We start from the raw sequence: 23,810 nt of genomic DNA, 5'->3' as shown, positions 1-23,810 counted from the left end.
AGCTATGACGCTGGGATTTGAATCCCAGACGGGCTATGACTTTAGCTATTAGCCTGGGATTTCATCCCAGGCGGGCTATGACTTCAGCTATGACGCTGGGATTTGAATCCCAGACGGGCTATTTCCATAAGTTATACACAAGTTATATAAACGCATATATTTCTTAGCTTCAAACGCATTTATCAGCCGAGTTTGATGAGTTTAGAACCAAAAACTCACAACACGAGGCAACATGAAATCTTCTTTACCATCCTCACAAACTGAAACCATCAATCCTTTATCTAACCCAGAATCAGAAATTAAATCAACCGAATTTTCTGTAAATTCAAAACTAATCAAGACAAAGTTATTTCCCGTTATCGAATTTGCGATCGCAACTATCGCCGATTTAATCTTTCCAGGTTTAGGCATCCTGCTTGATGTCTGTTTCCTGATCTGGCATTTGTTAGAGAATGAAGAAGAATAGCACGATCGCGCAAAGGTAAGTTGTTGCGCTAAAGCGCTAAAGCGCAACAACTTGTCCAGTCAGATATAAGTAATCATAATTAAATTAGAATTATTTATAATAAATTATATGCTGAAAATCTGGCAAATCAGTTTTACAACATCGATTTTTTCCTTTAATATCAGAGATGGAAAAAAAACAAGTACAAATCTTCTGGCTAATCAAGCCTAGTAATTTGTATAAGTTTTAATTATCACAATACTATATTGCAGGAGCAAAAAATAAATGGCCACCTACAAAGTTACCCTCAAGACACCAGACGGTGACAAAGTAATTGACTGTCCCGATGATGAGATTATTCTCGACATCGCTGAAGAACAAGAAATCGATCTTCCCTACTCCTGTCGTGCTGGTGCTTGTTCTACCTGTGCAGGCAAGCTGATCTCCGGTAAAGTAGACCAGTCTGACCAGTCTTTCTTGGATGATGACCAGATGGACGAAGGATGGGTGCTGACCTGTGTCGCTAAACCTCTCTCTGACTGCACAATCCTAACTCACCAGGAAGAAGAGATGTAGGCTGGTTAATCGCAGCTAATATATTAGAATCGATCGTAGCTGATAGTTGATGTCAATCAACTATCAGCTAAAGTTTTTTTTGGATTGGTACAACACAACCCACTTCAATCATATAGCTAGGGACTAGGGGCTTTCTTGCTAGGGGCGAGCGTTGAGGGAAGAGGGAAGAGGTTACTCCGTAAGGGATTATGGACTAAAGGTAAGAGTTGGAGTTGGCTTAATCGCCCTGGCGGTTGCTATATTAAACACCAAAATCCCAAATCCCAAATTGATCGAGCGATCGCACTATATCCCCTCACCCGGAAAAAACGCGATCGCTCTTTTGTCTTATGGGGCAGGCATCTTGCCTGCCATTTATTTTGGCATCCCGATCTCAGATTTTAGATTGAATATAAAATCCCAAATCCAAAATCTCAATTTTAAACGTCCTGTTCGCTGAACTCGCGAGTCAGATGGTCAAAAGGCTGCTCCACAAACGCCGTATTTACAATCCCAGCAGCAGCCACTTGTTCTTTCACAATTTCTTTCATAATCTGGATACCGCGCACTGTCGGGCCGATCGGTACACCTAAAGAATTGTAAGTTTCGCGCAACCCTTGCAGCACCCGCTCATCCAGCACATTCGTATCGCCTGCCACTAAAGCATAGCTGGCATAGCGCAAATAATAATCCATATCCCGGAGACAGGCGGCATAACGACGAGTCGTATAAGCATTTCCACCAGGGCGAATAAGTTCCGGCAGTTCTTCAAACAACCGCAAACCAGCCTGCTTGACAATTGCCGCTGCATTACTATTAATCGCAGCAGCCGCCGCAACCCGCGCCGTACCCGTCTCAAAATAAGCTTTCAGCGTATCGATACCATTCCGGTCTAAATACCGACCGCTAACATCGTAATTTCTAATCAGATTCGTTACTGCGTCCCGCATGAAATTGCTCTCCCAGTGATTACTATCGGGGGTTTTGCTATTGCTGAATTACCTTTGCGTGCCTAGCTACCCGTTTTGCTAACCATCGGACTGGCACACTACCTCCAAAGCTTAAGCTCGACATTGACAAAGCTAAGCCAGGAAGCACAATCGTTTTTGCTTGGCATAGATAGCCGATTGTAGTTTACAACAAAACGATCGCCCAAAAGTTGAATCCCGCTGCATTATCCCAAGGGGAGAGTCAGACTAAGCAAGAACTTTTTCTCTTTTGCGATCGCTCAACCGGCAGACTGCATACTGAACCTTCTCGCGGCTAGAGGACCTGAACCAATCCATCACCGGATTGGGGAGCAAATTCAACTCCTCTGGATATCGCGGCTGCGGGTCATTCACCAACCAGATCGGCGGCACCATCATCGGGTCGTACTCTGCAATGATATCCACAACGCCCGATCGCTGCTTCAACTCAACCCGCTGTCCTGGACGGTACTGGAGCGCTTCCCGATCCTCAAAATCTACCTGCGATTTAAAAGCCATTCTTATTTCCTCTATAAACTGTAGTTATTGATACCATTTTATAGATCAAATCCAGCCACAAAACAGCATTCTGTTAACTTAGCTACAAAATTTTATTTTTTTTTAATATTCCAGCTGCTCCAGAAGCTCAAGCTCTTGTAATTTAAGATACAAAATATCCTTAGCTCTCTCTTTAGGATGATGCAGGTACACTAAGTTTTTAGGCATCAATCATGAGCGATCTGGCATTTAGAGCCGCTCCGAAAAGTTTGGCCCGATCGGCAAGAAACCGGGTTTCTTCTAGGCTGACGCATATTTTTGGGATAGGCACGTAAGCCAGATCTGGGACAAACCCAGATAGCTCAGTTTAATCTGTCCCGAAGCTAAACTTGCCCCATCCAGGGGACTTCCGCCAGTTATGGTCTAGAGGTCAGATCGAACCAGCCAGACTTATTCTGTTCATTACGACGGTGAATTAAAGAAAATTTAAGTTGTACTCCCCTTGACCAGACCCTTCACTACCGCTCATTATCATTAACCAGAACCAGACTGAAAGCTTGTACAGAAAGTAAGGAGCCATTTCATGCCCCAGACCCCTCAAGAAGTATTGAACTTAATCCGAGAACAAGACATCAAGATCATCGACCTAAAATTCATCGATACGCCAGGTATCTGGCAGCACTGCTCCTTCTACCACGACCAAATTGACGAATCCTCCTTCGCAGATGGCGTACCATTCGACGGCTCCAGCATTCGGGGTTGGAAAGCCATTAACGAGTCAGACATGATGATGGTGCCAGATCCAACCACAGCTTGGATCGACCCATTCATGAAAGAAAAAACCTTGAGTCTGATCTGTAGCATCAAGGAACCTCGTACCGGCGAATTTTACAACCGCGACCCCCGCACCATTGCTCAGAAAGCAGTAGACTACCTGATTTCTACCGGCCTTGGCGATGTGGCCTTTATTGGCCCGGAAGCCGAATTTTTCATCTTTGATGATGTCCGTTTCGACCAAACCGAGAACAAAGGCTACTACTACTTAGACTCAGTAGAAGGTCGTTGGAATTCCGGCAAAGAAGAAGGCCCGAACCTTGGCTACAAGCCTCGTTACAAAGAAGGTTACTTCCCAGTTCCACCCACCGACACCCAGCAAGATATCCGAACGGAAATGCTGCTGACAATGGCAGAGTGCGGTGTACCGATCGAAAAGCATCACCACGAAGTAGCTACAGGCGGTCAAAACGAACTAGGAATCCGCTTCGCTACCTTGGTACAAGCAGCAGACTATTTGATGACTTACAAATATGTCATCAAGAACGTTGCCAAGAAATACGGCAAGACAGTCACCTTCATGCCGAAACCGCTGTTTCAGGACAACGGTTCCGGGATGCACACCCACCAATCGATCTGGAAAGACGGACAACCCCTGTTTGCAGGCGATAAGTATGCAGGCTTGAGCCAAATGGCACTGCATTACATCGGTGGCTTGCTCAAGCACGCACCAGCACTCTTGGCAATCACCAACCCGACCACTAATTCCTACAAGCGATTGGTGCCTGGATTTGAAGCACCCGTAAACTTGGCTTACTCCCAAGGTAACCGTTCCGCTTCGATCCGCATTCCCCTGTCTGGCAACAATCCCAAGGCGAAGCGCTTAGAGTTCCGCTGTCCCGATGCCACTTGTAACCCATACCTGGCCTTTGCTGCTATGCTTTGTGCCGGTATTGATGGCATCAAGAACCAAATCGATCCAGGCGAACCTCTAGATGTGGATATCTACGAACTCAGCCCAGAAGAATTGGCTAAGGTTCCTTCCACCCCTGGTTCTCTAGAAGGGGCGCTGGAGGCTTTGGAGAAAGACCACGCTTTCTTGACTGATACTGGGGTGTTCACCGAAGACTTGATTCAAACCTGGATTTCCTACAAACTCGACAAGGAAGTCAACCCGATGCGGCTACGTCCCCATCCCTACGAGTTTGCTCTCTACTACGATTGTTAAGGCCAACAGCAGGACTTACGCGCCTTGTTTGTCTGTTTTGACGTTTGTGTGAGGTGGGGGGTATTGGGATTGCTCCTTGTCCCTACCCCCTACACAAAACAAAGACCTCTCTTTATTCTGCGTATATCCCCCACTTAAAGCACCCAAGAACGATTTATTGCTTCTAACTAGCCCAGCCACCCCTGTTGGTGGCTGTTTTTGTATCCGTAAAGTCTATATTTTTTCGTTACAATTATTTACAGTAAATAGCCACCCATCTAAAATCGAGCAAGCAATTCCCATGTCTGACACCCTAACAAAACTGGCCTATCAGACTTTTCAGCAGGGCAAAAGTTACTTTGGTCTAGCTCACAAAACATTAAGTTCGCAGTTGCTGAACTTGATTTATCCTTCCGATCATCAGAATCTCAAACCTCTAGGCCCAGAGATTTTAGTAAAACTTCAACATAGGCTCGCTCGACTGCTCGAAGCAGATTGGGAGGATGCCGAACAAGGTGTATATCCCTCCAGCTTGCTTTTCGATAACTCCTGGTCAGACTTTTTTCGCTTCTATCCGGCGATTTTGTTGGATATGCCGCAAATCAAGCAACGGGCTAACCAGAAGAGATATCAAGAGTTTTCGCCAGAGATTGAGAAGGTTGGTTATCCCAGCTACTACTTGCAAAACTTCCATTACCAGACTGACGGCTACTTGAGCGATATGTCAGCCAATCTCTATGACTTGCAGGTGGAAATTCTCTTTAACGGCGCAGCAGATGTGATGCGTCGGCGAATTTTAGCTCCCCTCAAGGAAGGATTGAAAGCTTTTAGTTCGACTGCGCCCCAGCAAATCCGGGTTTTAGACGTAGCTTGCGGGACTGGTCGGACTCTGAAATTTATCCGTGGCGCTCTGCCACAAGCATCCATCTTTGGTATGGATCTTTCACCAGCTTATTTGCGGAAGGCAAATCAGCTGTTATCTGAAAATCCAGGGGAATTGCCGCAACTCCTCCAGGCTAACGTCGAGGAGCTACCTTACTTGAATAATTATTTTCATGCCGTCACTAGCGTTTTTCTATTCCACGAGCTACCTGCGGCGGTGCGTCAGCGGACAATCGAGGAATGTTTCCGGGTGACTAAGCCAGGGGGAGTCTTTGTTATCTGCGACTCGATTCAGGTTAGCGATTCTCCTGATTTCATGTCGATGATGGAAAATTTTCCAGCGATGTTCCACGAACCCTACTACAAGCATTACACCACTGATGATTTGGTAGAACGTTTGGAGAAAGCAGGGTTTAAGGATATTTCTACTGAAGTCCACTTTGTGAGCAAGTATTGGATTGCACACAAGCCATCTGAGTCGTAAGTGGGAAATACAGCCTTGTCAGGTGAGTGAGGGATGAAAGAAACTGGTTTCTCTTGTGTACCTCATCCAAGCGCAAACCGCTAAATGATGAGGGCCGATCGCTTAAACTCTAGCCTCTAGCCCCATCTTTTGTGCAATTCTATAAAAAAATAATTAATAAGCTGTCCAGCAGCGTATCTCTAGAGGATACAGTTGGTTCAGACATATCCAACGAAGCACAAACAGAAATATTTTATGACGACTTACCAGCCAGATGCAGAAACAGTTGCTACTCAAACCTTATCCAGCGACGAGCTACTACAGGAAGCAACGGGAGTTAATTATGTGGAGGTGATTCAAACCGTTATCTCCAGCATGGCACAGGAAGACAGCGCGATGGTCAGTCAGACTGAGGTTGGTCATCTGTGGAAGTTTAAGTATGGTAGTGTTGAGGTGTTTGTGCAGCTCACTGGCTCTACAGATGACGACACTTTGACGGTTTGGTCTTCGGTGCTGGGGCTACCTGCTAAAGACGAACCGCAATTAATGCGGAAACTTCTAGAAATGAACGGCGCTGAAACTTTTGAGGCTCGTTTCGCAATTGTCAACGATCGAGTTGTTGTGATATCAAGTCGTACTGTGGCTGAGCTTTCCCCTGGCGAAATCTCCCGCACTATCACGATTGTGGCTACGATCGCAGATAACAACGATGAACTCTTGCAACAGCAATTTGGTCAATAGTCATCAAAGAATTTCAAAATGAAGAATTGCAGATTTCAACTTTATTTGTAATTCTCTTGACAAATGACTAATTCTTGGCGTCTAATTCCGCTGCTTTCAGCTCCAGGTAGGGTGCAAATGGCGATCGATCTTTGGTTGCTAGAACAGCACTCCAAAGGTTTGCATCCTCCTGCTTTGAGGTTTTACACCTGGTCGCCACCAGCAATTTCGCTAGGATATCATCAGCGTCGGTGGCCTGAATTTTGGCAACACCTGACTTGGCAAGGACAGCAAGTAGAATTGGTGAGGCGTCCTAGTGGTGGACGTGCTGTGCTGCACCAAGGCGATTTAACTTACGCTGTCGTTACTTCTGGATTAACGGGTAGTCGCACCCAGGTTTATCAAACTCTTTGTGAGTTTTTGATTGCGGGTTGGCTCAAGCTCGGCGTGGAGTTACACTATGGTAATGCTGGGCGCGGTTATATTCACAACCCCAACTGTTTTGGCACCGCCACAGGTGCCGATTTAGTATCGGCTAATAATTGTAAGTTAATTGGTAGCGCTCAACTTTGTCGCGGCAATGCTATTTTGCAGCATGGTTCCATGCGTTTGCAACCAGATGATGCTTTGTTCGCTCAGGTGTTTGATTCTGCTGCACCGCCGCCGGTAGACATACCTATTCCCGATCGCACAGAAGCCTTAATTCAAAGTGTTGTAGATGCTCTGAGTGTTGCTGCCTCCCGCTGTTTCGATGCTCAGCTGGTGATACAACCCTTATCAGAGGCAGAATGGCAAGCTATTTTGACACTCAGGGCCCTCATAGACTGAGATTCTTAAGAGATTTTTACTCTTAAAGGCTGAGCCAAACAGCCTCTACACACTCCGCTTAAAGCATTGTGCTTACATTTTTCTGAGAATATTAAGGGTACGTCGAGTACCCTGTTTTGACTGACTTATATCCCCAACTAACTTAACGGTATCGTCGGGGATATAAGGCGCATTTGATAAATCAAGCTTTTTAGTGAGCATGAGTCAGAGTTTCTTGACATTCTTACGGTTGAACGGCGTGAATTGGTGCTGAGGATGTCTTCAAATCTTCACCAACAACACTTTCTTCAACTAAAGGTGTCACAGGTTTTTGACAATTCACGCTCATACCTCGATACTTTAGCTCAAAGTTCGGCTGGATCTCAGGTGTCTTTTCTACGTTACAAGATTTCCAAATCTGACCGCGATATTTGCCTGCGATCTCACCCTCCGTAACTTCCAGATTCCCAGAGGAATGTTCGTAGTTAACTCCGCGATAAATAAGTTTCGCAGTCTTGTCTGGCTCAGATTCAGATCTGGGCTCAAAGAACAGCAACAGGCGTTTGCTGGTAATGAGCAGGACAAGCAGCAACAGCGAGACTTGGAGCTGCCAAGGTGCTATGATTAAACTCAATATTAAGGCTACGAGTGAAATTGTGGCAGCCAGATAGGCCATTTCGTCGGCGGATTTTTTAAAGATATAGATAGCTACCAGGACAATACCCAGTGGCACTACGAAGAAAAAGGCCATTCCTATTACCTCATTGATATAGAAGTAGAAACGTATATCATAATATATAATAAATAAATCGGCTCGGCTAACTTTTGCTCATTAATTCACTTGACCAAACTCAGTACATGGGGTTCTTCCCTTGCCAATTATGCTGATTTGGAAAAGGCATCATAAAATAATGTCGGTTATCCAAAGTTTTAATGATGCCTTGTTATACAAAAATGTTCACCATGAACATCAGCATAATAATTCCTAAAGACCCGAATTTCAACTCCTCACTCCTGTTTTGGTAGTGACTCTACCGCTGCTTCGGCTAGACCCGGAATTGGCAATCCGGGAGGATAGCTACCCTCTTCTTTGATCCGCTTAATTTGCGCTGCCGATATTTTTACGTTCAGCTTTTCGGCCATTACCCGGACAATATCACCCCGATCGATGATACCTGCGACAGCGCCTGCGGGTGAAAGCACTGTGATTCTAAGTAATTTGTCGGTTTCCATGCGGTTGATCGCTTCCACCAAAGGCGTCTTTTCTGCAACGGTATCGATCGCATTGAGAGGTTTGACAATAGTATGAAGCGTGTCAGTTTCCCAGCGACTGCGTTCCACCGAACGGAAATCCTCAACCGAGACTAAACCGCGATAGCGACCGTCAGAAGCTGCGAAGTAGACCTGGGGCTGGGTGGTTTCGAGGAGATAATTATCTGCAAACAGCCGCAGGGTCATGTCTGCATCAATGACGCGAAATTCGCTCGTCATTGCGTCTGCGGCTGTTAGCTGCAACAAAATTTCCTGAACGTTGGTTATTTGGTCGTAAGCGCTGGCATTCCGCAAGACAAACCAGCCGAGTAGGGCAATCCAGAGTGTACCGGGATCTCTGGTGTTTAGGAAGGCGATCGCACTCAAGATAATTGCCGACCATCCTAACACTTGTCCCGTGCGAGCTGCCCAATGGATACCTTGAAAGCGATCGCCCTTAATCTTCCATACCGCTGCTTTCAAAATCTGCCCTCCATCCAAAGGAAGGCCAGGAATAAGGTTAAACAGGGCTAAAACCAAGTTGATGCTAGCTAAATCTGCTACTAACACTTCCGCTGGCCCAGACGGTGGCAAAAGGTAAGTCAGCACTGCCAATAGTGCGAATAGAGTTATACTAACTGCTGGGCCTGCGATCGCTACTTGAAACGCTAATCCCGGCGTTTTAGATTCTCGGTCAATCGAAGCAATCCCCCCAAACAGAAATAGCGTAATCGAGCTGACCTTGATGCCCTGCGATCGCGCCACTAAACTGTGGCCCAACTCATGTAAGAGTACCGAGCCAAACAGCAGTATAGCCATTAAAAAGCCTATCCCCCAGGCCATCAACGGCCCCCATTGGGGATAACCTACTTGCAAATCCTGGCCATTGGCAAAAGTGAAAATAGCTAAAATAATTAGCCATGAGGGATCGATGTACAGCGGAATTCCAAATATAGAGCCAATTCGCCACCCAGCTTGCATAAAAAATTTCCTTTACTCGCATATTGACGAGCCAATCTAACGTAATGCTTTTCTAGAAATTGTAAAAGTCTGAGAACTGCATAGAAAATTAATTGGTTTTTTTAGTCTGAAGTGCTTTAATCTAGGCAATTTAATTTTCTTGCTCGTCAAGATAAGTATAGTCTATTTTGAGAAAGATGATTGTCATCCCACGCTATCATCCCCCAACTCCCGACAAAAAGGGGGATTCGGACAGCGCGGGACTAATTAGGTGAAGTACCCATCACTACATCAGAGTAAAGATTATAGTGGGGGATTTAGGCCGATTCAGTTAAATAGCTCCAACGTTGGTCAATCCCAAAATGACACCTGCGCCCAAGATATGACCAAAGCTTGTACCCGCTAGTAATTGGGGAAAACCAAGTGTGGGTATGGGCGAAGGGGGTTTGCTTCCCCGATCCTGGGTAGCAAAGCGAGCGATCGCCAGCCCAAGGATATTGCAAATAATCATCACAAGGCCAATAGTGGGCGACCAAGCTGGTGTATTGGGAACGGTAGCCTGTACGGCCAGTACGATCGAGTTAATCAAGGTTTTTTCTCCTAAATTAAGAAACTGACACTTTTATTCTGCTTTTGGAAATTCGATCGCACTTATCTACAGTTATGCAGACCGAAGCCGATCGGTTCCATTCCTGCTTCTACCAAGGGTGTCGGCACCTTCAAGTCCACAGGCGTTAAGTTCCGGTCAAGCCAATCGTACTTTTTTTTGACGAGAAATGTTTAAATGAAAAACTTTTCGCTATTTCGTCGCCACTATTGAAGAACTTAAAGTACACCCGCGTTAGCCAGTCCCAGAATGACTCCTGCGCCGAGAATATGTCCAAAACTCGTTGTGGCCAGCAATTCCGGCAAGTTAAAATTCCGAAACAGAGCGGGCTTGCCTACGGGAATATCTGGGCCAACACCCGGATTTTTGATGGCAAAGCGACCGATCGCAATGGCAACTAGGTTGCATAAAATCATTACAAGTCCCACCGCCGGAGTCCATGCTGGTGTGTTGGGAACCGTAGCCTGCACTGCCGCAAGTAAAGTTAAGTTAAGCAAAATCTTTTTCCTGCTTGACTAAACAACAACAAAAATTATAGAAAGCCGTTAAAAAATAACAAGAATCTGTTTTAAGAGTTAACATAATTGCCAACTTTTGATACAAATGTACAACTGTAACGACGGAGTAGGCTGAATGCGGGTTAAGATTTGTGGAATTACGAAACCGGAACAGGGAGATGCGATCGCCCGACTGGGAGCAACCGCGCTAGGCTTTATCTGTGTCCCCACATCTCCCCGCTACGTCACCCCAGCGCAAATCCGGGCAGTAGTAGAGCAATTATCGGTAGATGTCGATCGCATTGGCGTATTTGCTAACACCACGATTGAGCAAATTTGTCAAATAGTTACAGCGGCTAGATTAAATGGCGTTCAGTTGCACGGCAATGAATCCCCCGAATTCTGCCATCAGTTGCGCGTGGTTTTACCCGATGTGGAACTAATCAAAGCGCTCAGAGTACAGACACCTAAATCGGTATCTGGGACAAATGCCTACACCAGCACCGTTGATACACTTCTGCTTGACGCCTACCATCCCACTCAGCTAGGCGGTACCGGCAAAACCCTCGACTGGTCTACTTTGCAAGGATATATGCCCAGTCGTCCTTGGTTGCTTGCAGGTGGCTTGACGCCAAATAATGTATTGGACGCCCTCAGCCAAGTTCAACCTAGCGGTATCGATTTATCCAGCGGCGTTGAGGTATCTCCGGGAGATAAAGACGTAGATAAAGTAGCTCAGTTGTTTGAGAAACTAGGAATTAGCAGCTATTGAAGAAGTATAGCAACCGCCAAGGCGGTTAGAGTTGCCAGAAGTTCGCCGCGCAACCCACTATAACTTCTTGACTGGGATCGGTGACTTGTTGGGATAATTCAACTAATCCCGAAGCGGGGTCTACTTGGGGATTAGAGATCGTAACGGTGCCGGAAAGACCAAACTGTCTAGCCGCTTCTAAAAGAAAGCTGGTTGATGGCGAATCAAGTTGAGGAACTCTTCGCGAGTTTTTTGTTCATCTTGGAATATACCCAACATTGCACTGGTGACAGTCCAAGAACCGGGTTTTTGGACACCCCGCATCACCATGCACATATGGGTGGCTTCCATCACGACAGCGACTCCCTTCGGCTCCAAAATAGTTTGAACTGCTTCGGCAATCTGACGAGTCAGGCGTTCTTGCACTTGCAAACGACGGCCATACATTTCTACAATCCGCGCCAGCTTGCTCAGTCCCACCACTCTTTGGTTGGGAATATAGGCGACGTGAGCCCTGCCCATAAACGGCAGCATGTGATGTTCGCAGAGGCTAAAGAAATTGATATCCCGCACAAGAACCATCTCGTTATGGCCTTCATCAAAGATGGCGTCGTTAACAAGTTCTTCTAGGGACTGATTGTAGCCACTGGTGAGAAACTTCATCGCCTCTGCGACTCGCTTGGGTGTTTTGAGTAAGCCTTCTCGCTCCGGATCTTCTCCCACTCCCAATAGGATCGTCCGCACGGCGTCCATCATTTTCTCGGTGGTTTCTTCCGTAGGTGGGTGCAAGTTGGGTTCGCGACCGTTGAGCGTGTTGCGATCGGGCCTTGTCGGGACATTCAAAATCCCATTGGAACTGACGGAAAGAGAGGTAGAACTATTGGAGCCATTGGAGGAAGCGATAGTCATGATAAGCCTTGATTAAAGTATTGCAATCGGGTTAAGGTGAACACAGAGGCAGCAATCTAAAGGGTTCCCGCGCTAGCCACGAGGGTTAACTCTTCAATTACTGCTTGTTCTGGTAGCAGCGCCGTCTGTAGAATTGACTGCGCGACGATTTCGGGGGTTAACATCGCTGAGCGGTCAAAGTTAACGCTAACCGTGTCTGTATCCCAAATCGGGGTATTGACGGAGCCAGGACAGATAGCGGTTACGCGAATTCCGCGCTCGCGTTCCTCAGCCGCCAGGGTTTTGGATAAAGCCATCAAGCCAAACTTGCTGACGCAGTAGGCTCCCCAGCCAGGAAAGACTTGTTTGCCAGCAATTGAGGCCACGTTGATAATTGTGCCTTGCTGGCGATCGCGCATCATCGGTAGTATTCCCTGTATGCACTGAAAAACGCTGGTGAGATTCAGGTCTATTACCCTCTGCCAGTCAGAGAGGGGCGTTTCACTCAAATCGGCGGTGTACCCCATGCCAGCATTGTTGACGAGAATGTCAATCGGGCCAAAGTCAGCCGCGATCGCGCTAATCTCCTCTTTCACCTGCTCGAGCTTAGCTAGGTCTAGGGCGTAAGCCTTCGCTTCTACCCCAGCAAAGATCGCGTTTTGGGCTACCGCTGTCAATTTTTCCAGATCGCGGCTGACTAACGCTACGTGAATTCCAGCCGCCGCAAATGCTAAAGCTGTTGCCTTGCCAATCCCACTGCTTGCCCCTGTAATCAGGGCGCGTTTTTCGGTTGAAGCACTCATTAATTAAATTTTTAGACACTTGGATGGAACATCCCATCGCTTTAAGATATTTGCTTTTGGCAAACTACCTTGCCGCTTTGTGCTAGCTCCCATTTCAGGCGTTTTGCGCTTATGCCGCCCAGCCCACCTAGAGCCAGCCCAAAATGAGAGCTATGTAAACAATTGTAACAGTTATAATTCTATCACTCCAAAAGTGGATTGTTACCTTCAAAATTTCAACCTGATATAGCAGTCGCCAAGGCGATTAGGACAGTATTAAACGCTCAAAGCAAGGCGGAGACTGTACTCAGCACTCAGCACTTAGCACTTTGCTATATTTCGGTGAAAACACCAATGCGACGAAACTTTTGATAGCGCAGCTCGCGACGCTGTTGGCAAGTCATCTGGGTGAGTTCTTCCAGATGGTTCAGGAGAGCCTGCTTAAGGGTAGCGGCGGCTTTGAGGGGTTCGGAGTGGGCTCCGCTAGTCGGTTCGGGCAACAGCTCGTCTAGAATACCGAGATTTTTGAGATCCCAAGCGGTAATTTTGAGTGCTTCTGCCGCTTGAGGGGCTTTGGAGGCATCTTTCCAGAGAATAGAAGCACAGGCTTCTGGGCTGGCGACATAATAAACTGAATGTTCAAACATCAACAGTCGATCGCCTACGCCAATACCCAAAGCACCTCCAGAACCGCCTTCGCCGATGACAGTGCAGAGGATGGGAACATCAAGGCCAAACATCTCGCGTAAATTGTAGGCGATCGCTTCTCCTTGACCTAGTTCTTCTGCCTCTGAACCCGGCCAAGCACCCGGAGTGTCAATAAAAGTGAAAATCGGCATTCCAAAGCGGTTGGCGTGTTCCATCAGCCGCATTGCTTTGCGATAACCGCCTGGGGAAGCCATACCAAAATTGCGGAGAACGTTGTCCTTGGTATCCCGGCCTTTTTGATGGCCTAGCATTACCACGCTACGTCCAGAGACGCTGGCAATACCGCCTACCAGGGCTGGATCGTCGCTACCGCCGCGATCGCCGTGCAGTTCCATCCATTCATCGCTGATCGCCTGAATGTAGTCTAGGGTGCTGGGACGGCGGGGATGACGAGCCAGTTGCAGCCGCTGGGCTGGTGACAAACTGGTAAAGATTTCGTGACGAAGTTGCACCGAACGTGCTTCTAGCTGGCGAATTTGCTCAGATACATCGACGCCATTCTCGGAAGCAAGTTGGCGAATCTGGTCAATGCGGGTTTCAAGTTCCGCCAAGGGCTTTTCAAAGTCTAAAAGTAACGGTTTGCGATCGGGACTGGCCACGTTAAGAACTTGGATAACGTTGAATAGATTCTTTACAAGATCGTACCCTGTAGAGTATGCACAAAACTTACGGCTCTTCCGTACTGAGTATGCTATTTGAGCAGAGGGGAGGGGGTAAGAGGAAATAAAAATGTTCTTATATCATGTCCGGTGGCATCGGTTGTCTAAAAAAAATAACTCTCTTATCTGTGTTCATCTGTGTTCATCTGTCTTCATCTGTGGTTAAAATTTAACTCTCGATGACAACAGACAATTTCTCGCATCACGCTTACGCTACCGATGCAACCGGACATGATATTAACTGAACAAAAGCATAGCAACTCTGAAAGAGCAGAAGGTCGAAGAGCCAGTCTGTTGTTTGACGAGGAGTTTTATCTGCGAAAAAACCAGGATGTTGCAGTACCAGTTGCATCTGGTATTTTTCAGCAAGATGAGATTTACGGAATGAAGAGTGCTGAGTTGAAAGTGCTGAGTGCTGAGTTAAAAGACCGCCCACTCGCTATGCGGGGTATCAACCTTCTCCTGATGATAAGATTCCGCCCACTCGCTATGCGGGGCATTTACCGAGTGCGAAAGTGCTGAGTACTCTTTTTCTTACTCAGCACTCAGCACTCAGCACTCAGCACTCAGTACTGAGTACGGTAAACCTTTCTCCTGGGCCATGCGTTCTTGGCGGTACTCCAACCGGCGGGCAGTGTTTGGATTTTTATAGTTTAGGTGTCAGCGAAGCCGATGTTTTGATTGGCGGAAGCGGTCAAGATACATTCGTTTTGGATCGGTTACAAACAGAGAATAAAATCCCGCCTGCTAGAAGTTTTTATATAGGTGGAGGTGATGCTGATTTGGCGATGATTGATAACTTTGAGATTGGCAAAGATACGCTATTTGTTTAGTAAATCTGATGGAGATTTGAACATTTTTCTGAGTGCAAATGGCTTCTCTTCTGCTCTACCATCTCCTGATTTAGTTGCTACCGTCAAGGGAGTGACATCGCAACTACGTACCGAATCTCAGCCTCAATTATATAACTAGCAACTTGCGTTATTTAACGAAAGTTTCTCCCTTGCCAATACATCAATGCAATAGAAGCGGGGTTAGCCCCGCTTCCGTATTTAACTCAAAATGACAAGAGCGGTTGAAACCCGTGTTTCACCGATACCTGACCGATTTGCTCCATCTTTGCCACGGTAATCTGATTTCGTCCCCAAGAAAAGTTGGTGTGCCACTTCTCAAATTCCAACAGCATCGATTCGGCAAAACAGGCAAACAACTGACGTGCGGGCACATCCATATTGACGATACTCATTATTTTCCACTCAATATCGAGGGAATGCTCCACAATGCCGCCATTGAGGACGAATATGCCGGGATGCTGGATTTTTGTCCCCATGTTTTTGGGATAGCCGCCATCAATGAGCAGACAGGGTTGCTTGAGGGTAGTGGGGTCAATTTCAACCCCTTTGGGCATACTGGCGACCCAGACGACGATATCAGCGAGGGGTAGCGCCTCCTCCAAACCCATAATTTTGCCCCTACCCAGTTCCGATTGTAAAGCTTCCAATCGATCGCGATCGCGTGCGATTAGCAACAATTCGGGCACATCGGTACGGGCATTTAACCAGCGGCAGACGGCACTGCCAATGTCCCCTGTAGCCCCACAAACCGCTACCGTTGCCTTAGACAATTCAATACCTAGCTTTTTCGATGCTTGTTCCACCTGCCGACAAATAATGTAAGCCGTGTGGGTATTGCCGGTAGTAAAACGCTCAAATTCTAGCTTGATGTTACGGACTTGGGTAATTTGGTTCAGATTGAAGTTCTCAAAAATGATCGAGGAAAAGCCACCTAAAGCCGTGATATCGATACCGTGCTTTTGGGCGTGAGCCATCGCATTAATAATTTTGCGGGTGGCGGCTTTAATCCGTCGATTTGCCAGCATTTCAGGCAAAAAGCAAGATTCTACATACTGACCTTCGATTTGTTGACCTGTAATGCTGGTGACTTTAATGGTATCGACGATTTGGGGTGGAGCAGCGCACCAAAAATCTAGCCCTTGATCGGCATATTCCGGGTAGCCCAAGTCTCTGGCGACTGCCTGGGCGTGTTCCAAACTGGTAAGGTGACCTATGAGACCAAACATGAATTATTTAAGCAGACCTTTAGTGGAGCTTGTGTAAAGTGAGAGCGATAAAAAATTGTTACTGACCCTTAAAAATACTACACAAAAGGGCCGATTAGTACAGCTAGAGACTAATCGGCGGTAAAAGTTTTGAGTTTTGAGTCGTACTCTGTACTCACTCTGAAGTTAAGCAGCTACTAAACCGTATGCTGACATCCGCATAATATCGCGGGTGGTAAAACCGATATTGCTGAGGGCTTCTCCGTACTGAATCATGAAGTCTTCAACTAAGGCTTCTTTTTCCATACCCAAGATGTGGGCGTCGTCTTTCACCTGGTTAAGCATTTTCCAGACTATGGGTAGGTTCTGACGATTGGCTTGTTCCACTTCGGTTCGTGATTCCTCAAAGTGTTCTTTTAGCCAGACTTCGCCAAAGTTAAGGTGAGAGTATTCGTCTTTAACAACGCCTTCAGTGATTTTACGGGCAAAGGGGTCGGCAACGGGGATATAGATGTTGTAAGCTGCGATCGCAAAACATTCGATAATCAGAGACTGAATCAGCAAACAAGTGACGATTCGGCCTTCAGGAAGTGCATCTTGGAAATTTTTGTGCAACTGAGCAAAAAACTCGCGGGCAAATTCCATGTCCGGCGTCACTTCGAGATTGCGCCCACAGGCTTCAAACCCTTTTTTGTGGCGACTCTCCATCTTGGAGAGGCTAATTAAGCGATCCTTCTCATTGGGCAGCAGTTCAGCCAGTTGGACGTAATTATCGTGGGCCTCTTGTTCGCCTTCAATTACAATCGCGTTGATGCGGCTGTAGGCGTCTTTGTAGGTTTCGGTGTGGAAGTCAATTGCTGGGCTGGCCTCAAGCTGCGGCATATATAATTTGTCTCCTCAACATTATTGGTAGATACTCGTCGATCCAAAATCGACCCTGGGCGAAAAGCGGGCCTGGGAGACCCTCATCCGCAATTTAAATACAATTTACCAGAATCTCGAAAAAGCGCTGGTTTTCTGGTCAAAGGAACCCATTGGACTTACCTTATCATTACCGGGAATCTGCCAAACTAGGATCTAGCCTGGGTGTGAAAATCGGAATTAATACCTAGAGTGTATTGTATGCAAATCCTTCTGATAGAGATAGATGTCTGAGCAAAATAGGGAAGGTCATTCTGCCGCCGATCGTCAAAATCAGCCCGCAGGGCTACCGATTGTGCGGAAACGCCGCCTTAAATGGTTAGTCCCGGTATTGCTGGGAGTTGGTGCGGGCGTTGTCCTGCTGCCGCTAGGGGTGGTATTCCTCACATCGTTTTCCTCGATCGGGGTGACTCCCAGTTTAGCCCCTTGGCAGAAAGGTTGGTCTTGGCAAAACTATCGGGAGGCTTGGGAGAGGGGAAATTTTCTCCTGGCTTTTGCTAATTCCACTTTAGTGGCTTTGGCGGTAACTGGGTTTCAGGTTGTCACCTCGGCTTTGGCAGGCTATGCCTTGGCCAGGTTAAAATTTCGCGGGAGGCAAGTTTTGCTATTGATTATTTTGGCAACCCTAGTGATTCCCTTTCAGTTATTAGTAATTCCGATCTTTTTGGTGCTGAAGTGGGGACACGCAATTAACACTTATTGGGCGTTGATTTTACCCACGGCGGCTAACGGATTTGGCATTTTTATGCTGAGGCAATATTTCCTAACGGTGCCGGTGGAATTGTCAGAAGCGGCAGCGCTGGATGGGGCTAACCGGCTCCAAATTTTGTGGTGGGTAATGCTGCCTTTGTCTCGTCCGGCTTTGGTGACGCTGTTTCTATTCACGTTTATCGCTGAGTGGAATGATTTGTTTAAGCCGCTGGTTTTTACAACAAGACCGGAGTTAAAGACGGTTCAATTGGCTTTGGCAGAGTTTCAGGATCAATTTACTAATAATTGGCCTTTAATGATGGCGGCTGTTGTGATTGCGACAGTGCCAGTGGTGTTGCTGTTTTTAGCCGGTCAGCGACAATTTATGCGCGGTATTGCTACAACTGGGATTAATCATTGATTTTAACGCCGATCTACACAAAGTAAATCGCCAAGGTAGGCAGATAAATTGTAGGCAGTAAGTGATATCAAGTCCGGTTGCATTGTTAGCATAATGAGTGATATCGTCAAATTGTCTGTTTCATCGGTGGTTAAATTTTTACCGCAGATTAAGACAGATAAACGCAGATAATAATAATCATATGATGTCCGGTTGCATCGGTAGCGTAAGCGTGATGCGAGAAATTGTCTGTTGTCATCGAGAGTTAAATTTTTACCACAGATGAAGACAGATGAACACAGATGAACACAGATAAGAGAGTTATTTTTTTTAGACAACCGATGCCACAGGACATGATATCACAGTTTTTTTTAGGTAACCGATGCTACCGGACATGATATGAAATGAATCTCAAGAATCTAGGTTTGTCTTTAATTGTCGCATCTCTTCTGCCTTGGGTAGCAATAATTTTTGTTGTGCCATTCCTGCCGCTGGATTTATCACAAAAGGCTGTATTGGTTCCAATTCTGGCTATTATAGCTGAAGTTTTTTTCTGGTTGGGTTTGGTGTTAGCGGGAAAAGAAGTCGCTACTAAATATCGGCGTTATTTCAGCTTTGGTTATATTTGGAAGAAGTTGAAAAGATGGCGATCCAGACGGTGAAATTACATCGGGCACTGCAAATTATCTATCAGAATCTGTGATAATTCGTAGGCGAATAGTGCGATCGCCACTATCATCTAGAGGGACTTCGATCGCTTCACCGCTAAGTCGCTCTAAGCAACTGAGGAGCGATCGCAAATTAGGACTACTCGCGCCGGTATCTACATAGAGTCTATCTGCCAAACTGCCGAGACGCTTCCAAGTGGTGTATAGTTTGGCGATCGTTTGTTCCAGCCCAGACGCCTGCTTGACTAACTCGGATGCCGTATTCAAACAACCCAGGCGCAGCGCTTCTTCTAGCGCCATTTCCATATCTACGGATGAGTGGTTAATGGCTTGCACTTGGGCGGCGGCGTCGAGATATTTGGCTAAGTTGCGGGCGTCTGAAGTTACCTGTTTAAGTCTATCGACGCTGGGATCTTCGGCGACTTCCTCTTGCAAAGCTGTGACATGAGATTCTGGTAATTTTCCCAATTCCTTCACCAGAGGCGCAAGGTAGCGTGAAGGAATGGTATGATCCGCTGCTTTGACTTTGACTTCATCGGGGAGTAAATCCGATGTCATGGCGGTCCATTCATCAGCCAGCTGGCGGACTTCCCGGCGGGTGATGCGATCTCCTTTTTGAGCCGCATCAGTCACCAGTTGCTGTATTTCTGGAGATGATTTGGCAGTTTCCACAAAAGCGCGTTTGCTGAAGTTTCTGATGGCAGCAGAGTCGAGCTTTCCTTCTACCATAAGCGTATCGGCGCTGTTGGCTAGCTCAATCATAGAATAAGCCTGACTTTTGCTAATTTCTCGTTCCTTGAGCCAGTTGAGGAAGCCAGTCCCCCTACCATCGCCGCCTTTTTTTTCGCGATCGCGCACCACCCGTAAAATCCTACCTCGCCAGATTTCCGTTTGCAGGTCGAAGCGATCGCATACTTGCCAAGCGATATCCACCTGGTTGTTAAAATCAAGGTCTGGAATCTGCTCGTCTTCTGGATCGGGCAGTTGGAAGTTTAACTCAGCGCCGAGATTAAGGGCAGATACAAGATCCTTCTGAGGCTGGGAAGATTGGGCCATGAGTGGAGCGATCGTGAGGTCACAGAGGGATTATTATGGCACGATCTGGGGATGCGATCGTCCGACGAGTGGAAATCTCGGCTACACAATTGTTGATTGCTCTACAATCGTGTAAGGAAGCCGACTGCACAAGAAGAACAGTAACAGTAATGGATGAAAAACGCCATCAAGCCTATCTCAATCTTATTGAAGCGCTACTGGCCAGTCCTAGCGGGGAAGAAGCTAACATCTTTACGGCTAACCCAGACCTGATTGACCCTAGCTTGGTAGTGACGATGGAACAGGTAGCAGCTGTACTGGCAAAGCAGGGCGACTCGAACGCTGCTAATTGGTTGCTGAATGTTGCTACGCAGCTGACCGCTGGAATAGATAAAGCATCAGTGAATTTCGTTGCAACCGCTAACAAATATGATTTGTTGAAGAAGGTATTGCAAACAACATTAGAGAGCAACGGCGACCCGGAAGTGGTGTACCCACTTCTGCAAACCAATCTAGACAAACTGGATAATAATTTTGCACAACTGTTGCGGGACTGGACAGTTGCTACTTTGGCAGAAGTCGAGGCAAAACAAGCCCAAAGCATCGCAGCGGTTATTGGCAATTTCAGCAACCTAATGGCGCAGTTCCCAATGGGCAGCAGGTCTGATAACTTGGAGATTGCCATTATCGGCTACGAGGTCGTTGCCATCTTTTTTACCCGCGATCGCTTCCCAGAAGAATGGGCTGATATTCAAACCAATTTGGGTAATGCCTACGTTGAGCGAATCCGAGGGGAACGGGCAGAAAATCTGGAAGTTGCGCTCAACTGTTATCAGAATGCCTTGGAGGTTTATAGCCGCAAAGTTTTCCCAAAACAATGGGCTAGTATCCAAAATAATCTGGGAAGCGTCTATCGTCAGCGACTTCTTGGAGATCGTGCAGAGAACCTGGAACAAGCGATCGCCTGCTATAAGAATGCGTGGGAGATTTTTACCCCCGAAGCTTTCCCACAACAATGGGCAATGGCGCAAATGAATATAGGGAATGCTTACAGCCAACGCATCCGTGGCGATCGGTCAATGAATCTGGAACAAGCGATCGCCTGCTATGATAATGCCTTGCAGGTTTATAGCCGCGAAGCTTTCCCAGAAAAATGGGCTAGTATACAAAATAATCTGGCGGCGGCTTACAGCGAACGTCTCCTTGGCGATCGGTCAAAGAATCTGGAACAAGCGATCGCCTACTATGAGAATGCCTTGCAGGTTTTTACCCGTGGAGCTTTTCCAGAAGAGTGGGCTAGAACCCAAAGCAATCTGGCGGCAGCTTACGGCGAACGCAGCTTTGGTGAACAGTCAAAAAATATGGAAAAAGCGATTGCCTGCTATCACAATGCTTTGCAAGTTTATACCCGTGAAGCTTTTCCAGAAGACTGGGCTAGAATCCAATATAATCTAGGACTTGAGTACATTCGGCGGCATCGAGGAGAACAGGCAGACAACTTGGAGCAGGCAATACGCTATCATCGTGCTGCTTTAGAAGTGTATACCCAGGAAGCTTTCCCAGAGCAATGGGCTGGCATTCAAACCAATTTGGGCATTGCCTACAGTAAGCTGTTTAAAGGGGAACGTCTGGAGAACTTGGAGCAGGCGATCCGCTGCTACGCCGGTGCTTTAGAGATATACACCCGCGATCGCTTTCCATCCACATTTAGAGCTTTAAAAAGTTCATAAACATCAAATATGCCACTTGAAAAAATTACAATTCTCTCAAGTTGCTAGGAATGGATAGCGATTCTACTCCTGACTATGAAGTTTTGCTCAGAGCGCTTGAGGCAAGATATCGGGCTGAACTAAGTCTTAAAGACGAACTGATAACATTTTATCGGCAACAATGTGTAGATCAGATGTTAATTATTAAGCAACTGGCTACTAGACCTGTTAATATTGAAGTTATAGCTACAGCCGCAAGTAAATCTATGAGCGACAGTATTGACCAAAGCAGTAACATCAAAGTTTCTGGAAATGTTACTGAGTCAACTTTGAATATAAGTGAAATCACCAACACAGTTACCAATTCCCTCAACCAGTTACCAGACTCACCTGAACCAGATCAGCCTGGAATCAAAGAATTGTTAACCCAACTGCAAGCCGCAATTGAGACTGACACAAACTTATCTGATGAGGATAAAGCTGAGGCCCTAGAGCAAGTAAAAGCTTTAGCAGAAGCCGGTCAAAAGCCTCAAGAAGGAGCCATGCAGAAAATGGCAAAAACGGCAATTAAGATTTTGAAAGGCACAATTGCTGGATTGCCTACTGCTGCAACATTAGTTGAAGCTGCTAACAAGCTATTCCCGTTGATTTCCAAAGCCTTGGGTTTAGGCTAACTCCATTTTGACAGGGGAGCATCCCAATTTTGTAGGGGCGTTCGCTCTTGCGGCGCGGATGCGCGATTCATTGGGGCTGATAATTTATGGCTCACAGTCAAAGACTTTCACACCCGTTTGCTAATGCCTCCGGCACGCACTCGCGTTCGCCCCTACCCCAGATTTATGGCTTAACCGACGAAAGCGGTTGCTATACATCTGCCCTATCGAGAAAATCAGTATCGCGCAAAAACTCAAGAATCGCCGCATTCACTGCTTCTGGAGAACCACCCGCCGCATCGTGACCGCAATTGGGGAGAATTTTTAACCTAGAACTGGGTAAGCGTGCGTGTAATTTTTCCCCATTGCTGGCGGGAAACCATCTGTCTTGTTCGCCCCATAAAACTAGAGTCGGACAAGTTATTCTTGACAAATTATCTTGAATAGTGTATATGATATTTGGTTGGTTATGGAGCGATCGATCAATTTCTTGAGCAGCGTGTTGTAAATCCTCCGCAGTTTTTGTAATTGTATTGGGTAATTCAATATATGGATAAGTAATCCAGTATACTTCTTCGGCTGTTATTTGTTCTGGATCTACGACAACTTCGTGACGCCCAAACATTACCATCTGTCGTAACATTGGTGCAAATGTATTTGCCAGCCGCAAATCATCAACAGCACGGACTAAATCCAGAGGTAAAGCAGCTAGCAATTGCATCCACAAAGTTGGAAGTTCTTTAGGGAAAATGGGTACATTAATCACCGCCAATCGAGCGAATAACTCAGGATTATTCTCAGCTAAAGCAAGTGTTATTATAGCTCCTAATGATTGCGCTACCACGACAGCAGGTTCATCGCATAAACCTCGAATAATTCGCTCCATCTCAATACTTTGGTGAGCCAATTCTTCGGAATACAATGGTTTATCAGAAAAACCATGTCCTTTAGCATCGAAACAAATCACCCGAAAGTATTTCGATAGGGGCTCAATAATATGACGCCAACCATAGCTCCAACTGCCAATACCATGCACTAAAAATAGCGGTTTCCCCGTTCCTTTTTCGCCATAAGATATTTTTACGGGATGTCCGCTAGCATCAGTAATCGTAAGATTTTGACGCCCTTTTGGAAATGCGATTTGCCACCAATCTTGCATTGTTTTGTACTTGTATAATCGTAATTTATCAGCTAGGGATAAAGATGCTAAGCTAACACGCATCTAATTCGGATATTTCTAATCCGGCAATCAA

The 23,810-nt window shown here is 46.4% G+C and carries 27 protein-coding genes; 14 read left to right on the top strand and 13 right to left on the bottom strand.

Annotated features, from left to right (window positions below):
* Positions 1–232: 232 nt before the first annotated feature.
* Entirely contained in the window at positions 233–466 is a 234-nt protein-coding gene (locus tag LAY57_RS03435) for a hypothetical protein (protein ID WP_249064899.1), read from the top strand.
* 264 nt (positions 467–730) lie between these two features.
* Positions 731–1,021: a 2Fe-2S iron-sulfur cluster-binding protein gene (locus tag LAY57_RS03430; protein WP_249064898.1), complete on the top strand. Its 291-nt coding sequence runs from the start codon at positions 731–733 to the stop codon at positions 1,019–1,021.
* 419 nt (positions 1,022–1,440) lie between these two features.
* On the opposite strand, the gene apcB is transcribed toward LAY57_RS03430, so the two are convergent.
* Both apcB and LAY57_RS03420 read right to left on the bottom strand, forming a co-directional pair.
* Entirely contained in the window at positions 1,441–1,950 is a 510-nt protein-coding gene (gene apcB, locus LAY57_RS03425; protein ID WP_249064897.1) for an allophycocyanin subunit beta, read from the bottom strand.
* Between the two features lie 246 nt (positions 1,951–2,196).
* A complete protein-coding gene (locus tag LAY57_RS03420; protein WP_249064896.1) occupies positions 2,197–2,487 on the bottom strand; it encodes a hypothetical protein in 291 nt (96 codons plus the stop codon).
* Between the two features lie 562 nt (positions 2,488–3,049).
* Here LAY57_RS03420 and glnA point away from each other — a divergent pair.
* The 4 genes from glnA (at position 3,050) to LAY57_RS03400 (ending at position 7,340) form a co-directional block, all read left to right on the top strand.
* Entirely contained in the window at positions 3,050–4,468 is a 1,419-nt protein-coding gene (gene glnA / locus LAY57_RS03415; protein WP_249064895.1) for a type I glutamate--ammonia ligase, read from the top strand.
* Between the two features lie 280 nt (positions 4,469–4,748).
* A complete protein-coding gene (locus LAY57_RS03410; protein WP_249064894.1) occupies positions 4,749–5,813 on the top strand; it encodes a class I SAM-dependent methyltransferase in 1,065 nt (354 codons plus the stop codon).
* A 234-nt stretch (positions 5,814–6,047) separates the two neighbouring features.
* Positions 6,048–6,533, top strand: a complete 486-nt coding sequence (locus LAY57_RS03405) for a YbjN domain-containing protein (protein ID WP_249064893.1) — start codon at positions 6,048–6,050, stop codon at positions 6,531–6,533.
* Positions 6,534–6,596: 63 nt separating this feature from the next.
* Positions 6,597–7,340, top strand: a complete 744-nt coding sequence (locus tag LAY57_RS03400; protein WP_249064892.1) for a lipoate--protein ligase family protein — start codon at positions 6,597–6,599, stop codon at positions 7,338–7,340.
* 223 nt (positions 7,341–7,563) lie between these two features.
* Here LAY57_RS03400 and LAY57_RS03395 read toward each other — a convergent pair whose 3' ends face one another.
* From LAY57_RS03395 to psaK (LAY57_RS03380), 4 genes are all read right to left on the bottom strand, one after another.
* Entirely contained in the window at positions 7,564–8,070 is a 507-nt protein-coding gene (locus LAY57_RS03395) for a DUF4278 domain-containing protein (protein ID WP_249064891.1), read from the bottom strand.
* Positions 8,071–8,327: 257 nt separating this feature from the next.
* A complete protein-coding gene (locus LAY57_RS03390; RefSeq protein ID WP_249064890.1) occupies positions 8,328–9,551 on the bottom strand; it encodes a site-2 protease family protein in 1,224 nt (407 codons plus the stop codon).
* 310 nt (positions 9,552–9,861) lie between these two features.
* Positions 9,862–10,119, bottom strand: a complete 258-nt coding sequence (psaK, locus tag LAY57_RS03385) for a photosystem I reaction center subunit PsaK (protein WP_249064889.1) — start codon at positions 10,117–10,119, stop codon at positions 9,862–9,864.
* Positions 10,120–10,355: 236 nt separating this feature from the next.
* Positions 10,356–10,634 (bottom strand): photosystem I reaction center subunit PsaK, encoded by a 279-nt coding sequence (psaK, locus tag LAY57_RS03380; protein ID WP_249064888.1) that lies wholly within the window; start codon positions 10,632–10,634, stop codon positions 10,356–10,358.
* A gap of 136 nt (positions 10,635–10,770) precedes the next feature.
* On the opposite strand from psaK (LAY57_RS03380), the gene LAY57_RS03375 reads away from it, so the two are divergent.
* A complete protein-coding gene (locus tag LAY57_RS03375) occupies positions 10,771–11,406 on the top strand; it encodes a phosphoribosylanthranilate isomerase (protein WP_249064887.1) in 636 nt (211 codons plus the stop codon).
* 177 nt (positions 11,407–11,583) lie between these two features.
* Here the strand turns inward: LAY57_RS03375 and folE are convergent, their stop codons facing one another.
* The 3 genes from folE to LAY57_RS03360 form a co-directional block, all read right to left on the bottom strand.
* Positions 11,584–12,294, bottom strand: a complete 711-nt coding sequence (folE, locus tag LAY57_RS03370; protein WP_249064886.1) for a GTP cyclohydrolase I FolE — start codon at positions 12,292–12,294, stop codon at positions 11,584–11,586.
* Positions 12,295–12,350: 56 nt separating this feature from the next.
* Positions 12,351–13,076 (bottom strand): SDR family oxidoreductase, encoded by a 726-nt coding sequence (locus LAY57_RS03365; protein WP_249064885.1) that lies wholly within the window; start codon positions 13,074–13,076, stop codon positions 12,351–12,353.
* 311 nt (positions 13,077–13,387) lie between these two features.
* The gene (locus tag LAY57_RS03360) at positions 13,388–14,362 is read right to left on the bottom strand and encodes an acetyl-CoA carboxylase carboxyltransferase subunit alpha (protein WP_249064884.1); all 975 of its coding nucleotides are present in this window, start codon (positions 14,360–14,362) and stop codon (positions 13,388–13,390) included.
* Between the two features lie 291 nt (positions 14,363–14,653).
* On the opposite strand from LAY57_RS03360, the gene LAY57_RS03355 reads away from it, so the two are divergent.
* From LAY57_RS03355 to LAY57_RS03345, 3 genes are read left to right on the top strand one after another with little or no spacing between them, the layout of a single operon-like run.
* Positions 14,654–14,944 (top strand): hypothetical protein, encoded by a 291-nt coding sequence (locus LAY57_RS03355; RefSeq protein ID WP_249064883.1) that lies wholly within the window; start codon positions 14,654–14,656, stop codon positions 14,942–14,944.
* On the top strand, positions 14,938–15,255 hold the full coding sequence (locus LAY57_RS03350) for a hypothetical protein (protein WP_249064882.1): 318 nt from the start codon (positions 14,938–14,940) through the stop codon (positions 15,253–15,255). Before LAY57_RS03355 ends, LAY57_RS03350 begins: the two co-directional genes overlap by 7 nt.
* Positions 15,248–15,394: a hypothetical protein gene (locus LAY57_RS03345; protein WP_249064881.1), complete on the top strand. Its 147-nt coding sequence runs from the start codon at positions 15,248–15,250 to the stop codon at positions 15,392–15,394. The genes LAY57_RS03350 and LAY57_RS03345 overlap by 8 nt, the downstream gene beginning before the upstream one ends.
* Positions 15,395–15,479: 85 nt before the next feature.
* On the opposite strand, the gene LAY57_RS03340 is transcribed toward LAY57_RS03345, so the two are convergent.
* Together LAY57_RS03340 and LAY57_RS03335 are read right to left on the bottom strand one after the other, a co-directional pair.
* A complete protein-coding gene (locus tag LAY57_RS03340; RefSeq protein WP_249064880.1) occupies positions 15,480–16,502 on the bottom strand; it encodes a long-chain acyl-[acyl-carrier-protein] reductase in 1,023 nt (340 codons plus the stop codon).
* 165 nt (positions 16,503–16,667) lie between these two features.
* Positions 16,668–17,363: an aldehyde oxygenase (deformylating) gene (locus LAY57_RS03335; protein ID WP_249064879.1), complete on the bottom strand. Its 696-nt coding sequence runs from the start codon at positions 17,361–17,363 to the stop codon at positions 16,668–16,670.
* 265 nt (positions 17,364–17,628) lie between these two features.
* On the opposite strand from LAY57_RS03335, the gene LAY57_RS03330 reads away from it, so the two are divergent.
* A complete protein-coding gene (locus tag LAY57_RS03330; protein WP_249064878.1) occupies positions 17,629–18,513 on the top strand; it encodes a carbohydrate ABC transporter permease in 885 nt (294 codons plus the stop codon).
* 383 nt (positions 18,514–18,896) lie between these two features.
* Entirely contained in the window at positions 18,897–19,154 is a 258-nt protein-coding gene (locus LAY57_RS03325; protein ID WP_249064877.1) for a transporter suffix domain-containing protein, read from the top strand.
* A 21-nt stretch (positions 19,155–19,175) separates the two neighbouring features.
* Here the strand turns inward: LAY57_RS03325 and LAY57_RS03320 are convergent, their stop codons facing one another.
* Positions 19,176–20,216, bottom strand: coding sequence for a hypothetical protein (locus tag LAY57_RS03320; RefSeq protein WP_249064876.1), 1,041 nt, complete (start codon positions 20,214–20,216; stop codon positions 19,176–19,178).
* 35 nt (positions 20,217–20,251) lie between these two features.
* Here LAY57_RS03320 and LAY57_RS03315 point away from each other — a divergent pair, with 35 nt between their 5' ends.
* Together LAY57_RS03315 and LAY57_RS03310 are read left to right on the top strand one after the other, a co-directional pair.
* Positions 20,252–21,925, top strand: coding sequence for a tetratricopeptide repeat protein (locus tag LAY57_RS03315; RefSeq protein WP_249064875.1), 1,674 nt, complete (start codon positions 20,252–20,254; stop codon positions 21,923–21,925).
* Positions 21,926–21,975: 50 nt separating this feature from the next.
* Complete coding sequence (locus tag LAY57_RS03310) at positions 21,976–22,578, top strand: hypothetical protein (RefSeq protein ID WP_249064874.1); 603 nt, start codon at positions 21,976–21,978, stop codon at positions 22,576–22,578.
* A 190-nt stretch (positions 22,579–22,768) separates the two neighbouring features.
* On the opposite strand, the gene LAY57_RS03305 is transcribed toward LAY57_RS03310, so the two are convergent.
* Positions 22,769–23,779 carry an alpha/beta fold hydrolase gene (locus LAY57_RS03305; RefSeq protein ID WP_249064873.1) on the bottom strand — a complete coding sequence of 337 codons (1,011 nt, stop codon included), beginning with the start codon at positions 23,777–23,779 and terminating at the stop codon, positions 22,769–22,771.
* Between the last annotated feature and the right edge of the window lie 31 nt (positions 23,780–23,810).

It is taken from the genome of Argonema antarcticum A004/B2, from assembly GCF_023333585.1.
Taxonomy (GTDB): Bacteria; Cyanobacteriota; Cyanobacteriia; order Cyanobacteriales; family Aerosakkonemataceae; genus Argonema; species Argonema antarcticum.
This window is presented reverse-complemented; position numbering and strand designations above follow the sequence as displayed.

Coding starts and splice junctions, on each gene's coding strand:
- apcB (WP_249064897.1), bottom strand. CDS start 1,950: ATGCGGGACGCAGTAACGAATCTGATTAGAAATTACGATGTTAGCGGT.
- folE (WP_249064886.1), bottom strand. CDS start 12,294: ATGACTATCGCTTCCTCCAATGGCTCCAATAGTTCTACCTCTCTTTCC.
- LAY57_RS03405 (WP_249064893.1), top strand. CDS start 6,048: ATGACGACTTACCAGCCAGATGCAGAAACAGTTGCTACTCAAACCTTA.
- LAY57_RS03410 (WP_249064894.1), top strand. CDS start 4,749: ATGTCTGACACCCTAACAAAACTGGCCTATCAGACTTTTCAGCAGGGC.
- LAY57_RS03395 (WP_249064891.1), bottom strand. CDS start 8,070: ATGGCCTTTTTCTTCGTAGTGCCACTGGGTATTGTCCTGGTAGCTATC.
- LAY57_RS03310 (WP_249064874.1), top strand. CDS start 21,976: ATGGATAGCGATTCTACTCCTGACTATGAAGTTTTGCTCAGAGCGCTT.
- LAY57_RS03335 (WP_249064879.1), bottom strand. CDS start 17,363: ATGCCGCAGCTTGAGGCCAGCCCAGCAATTGACTTCCACACCGAAACC.
- LAY57_RS03325 (WP_249064877.1), top strand. CDS start 18,897: ATGAATCTCAAGAATCTAGGTTTGTCTTTAATTGTCGCATCTCTTCTG.
- LAY57_RS03305 (WP_249064873.1), bottom strand. CDS start 23,779: ATGCGTGTTAGCTTAGCATCTTTATCCCTAGCTGATAAATTACGATTA.
- LAY57_RS03400 (WP_249064892.1), top strand. CDS start 6,597: ATGACTAATTCTTGGCGTCTAATTCCGCTGCTTTCAGCTCCAGGTAGG.
- LAY57_RS03340 (WP_249064880.1), bottom strand. CDS start 16,502: ATGTTTGGTCTCATAGGTCACCTTACCAGTTTGGAACACGCCCAGGCA.
- LAY57_RS03355 (WP_249064883.1), top strand. CDS start 14,654: ATGATATTAACTGAACAAAAGCATAGCAACTCTGAAAGAGCAGAAGGT.
- LAY57_RS03375 (WP_249064887.1), top strand. CDS start 10,771: ATGCGGGTTAAGATTTGTGGAATTACGAAACCGGAACAGGGAGATGCG.
- LAY57_RS03315 (WP_249064875.1), top strand. CDS start 20,252: ATGGCACGATCTGGGGATGCGATCGTCCGACGAGTGGAAATCTCGGCT.
- LAY57_RS03330 (WP_249064878.1), top strand. CDS start 17,629: ATGTCTGAGCAAAATAGGGAAGGTCATTCTGCCGCCGATCGTCAAAAT.
- LAY57_RS03365 (WP_249064885.1), bottom strand. CDS start 13,076: ATGAGTGCTTCAACCGAAAAACGCGCCCTGATTACAGGGGCAAGCAGT.
- LAY57_RS03430 (WP_249064898.1), top strand. CDS start 731: ATGGCCACCTACAAAGTTACCCTCAAGACACCAGACGGTGACAAAGTA.
- LAY57_RS03420 (WP_249064896.1), bottom strand. CDS start 2,487: ATGGCTTTTAAATCGCAGGTAGATTTTGAGGATCGGGAAGCGCTCCAG.
- LAY57_RS03390 (WP_249064890.1), bottom strand. CDS start 9,551: ATGCAAGCTGGGTGGCGAATTGGCTCTATATTTGGAATTCCGCTGTAC.
- LAY57_RS03435 (WP_249064899.1), top strand. CDS start 233: ATGAAATCTTCTTTACCATCCTCACAAACTGAAACCATCAATCCTTTA.
- glnA (WP_249064895.1), top strand. CDS start 3,050: ATGCCCCAGACCCCTCAAGAAGTATTGAACTTAATCCGAGAACAAGAC.
- LAY57_RS03320 (WP_249064876.1), bottom strand. CDS start 20,216: ATGGCCCAATCTTCCCAGCCTCAGAAGGATCTTGTATCTGCCCTTAAT.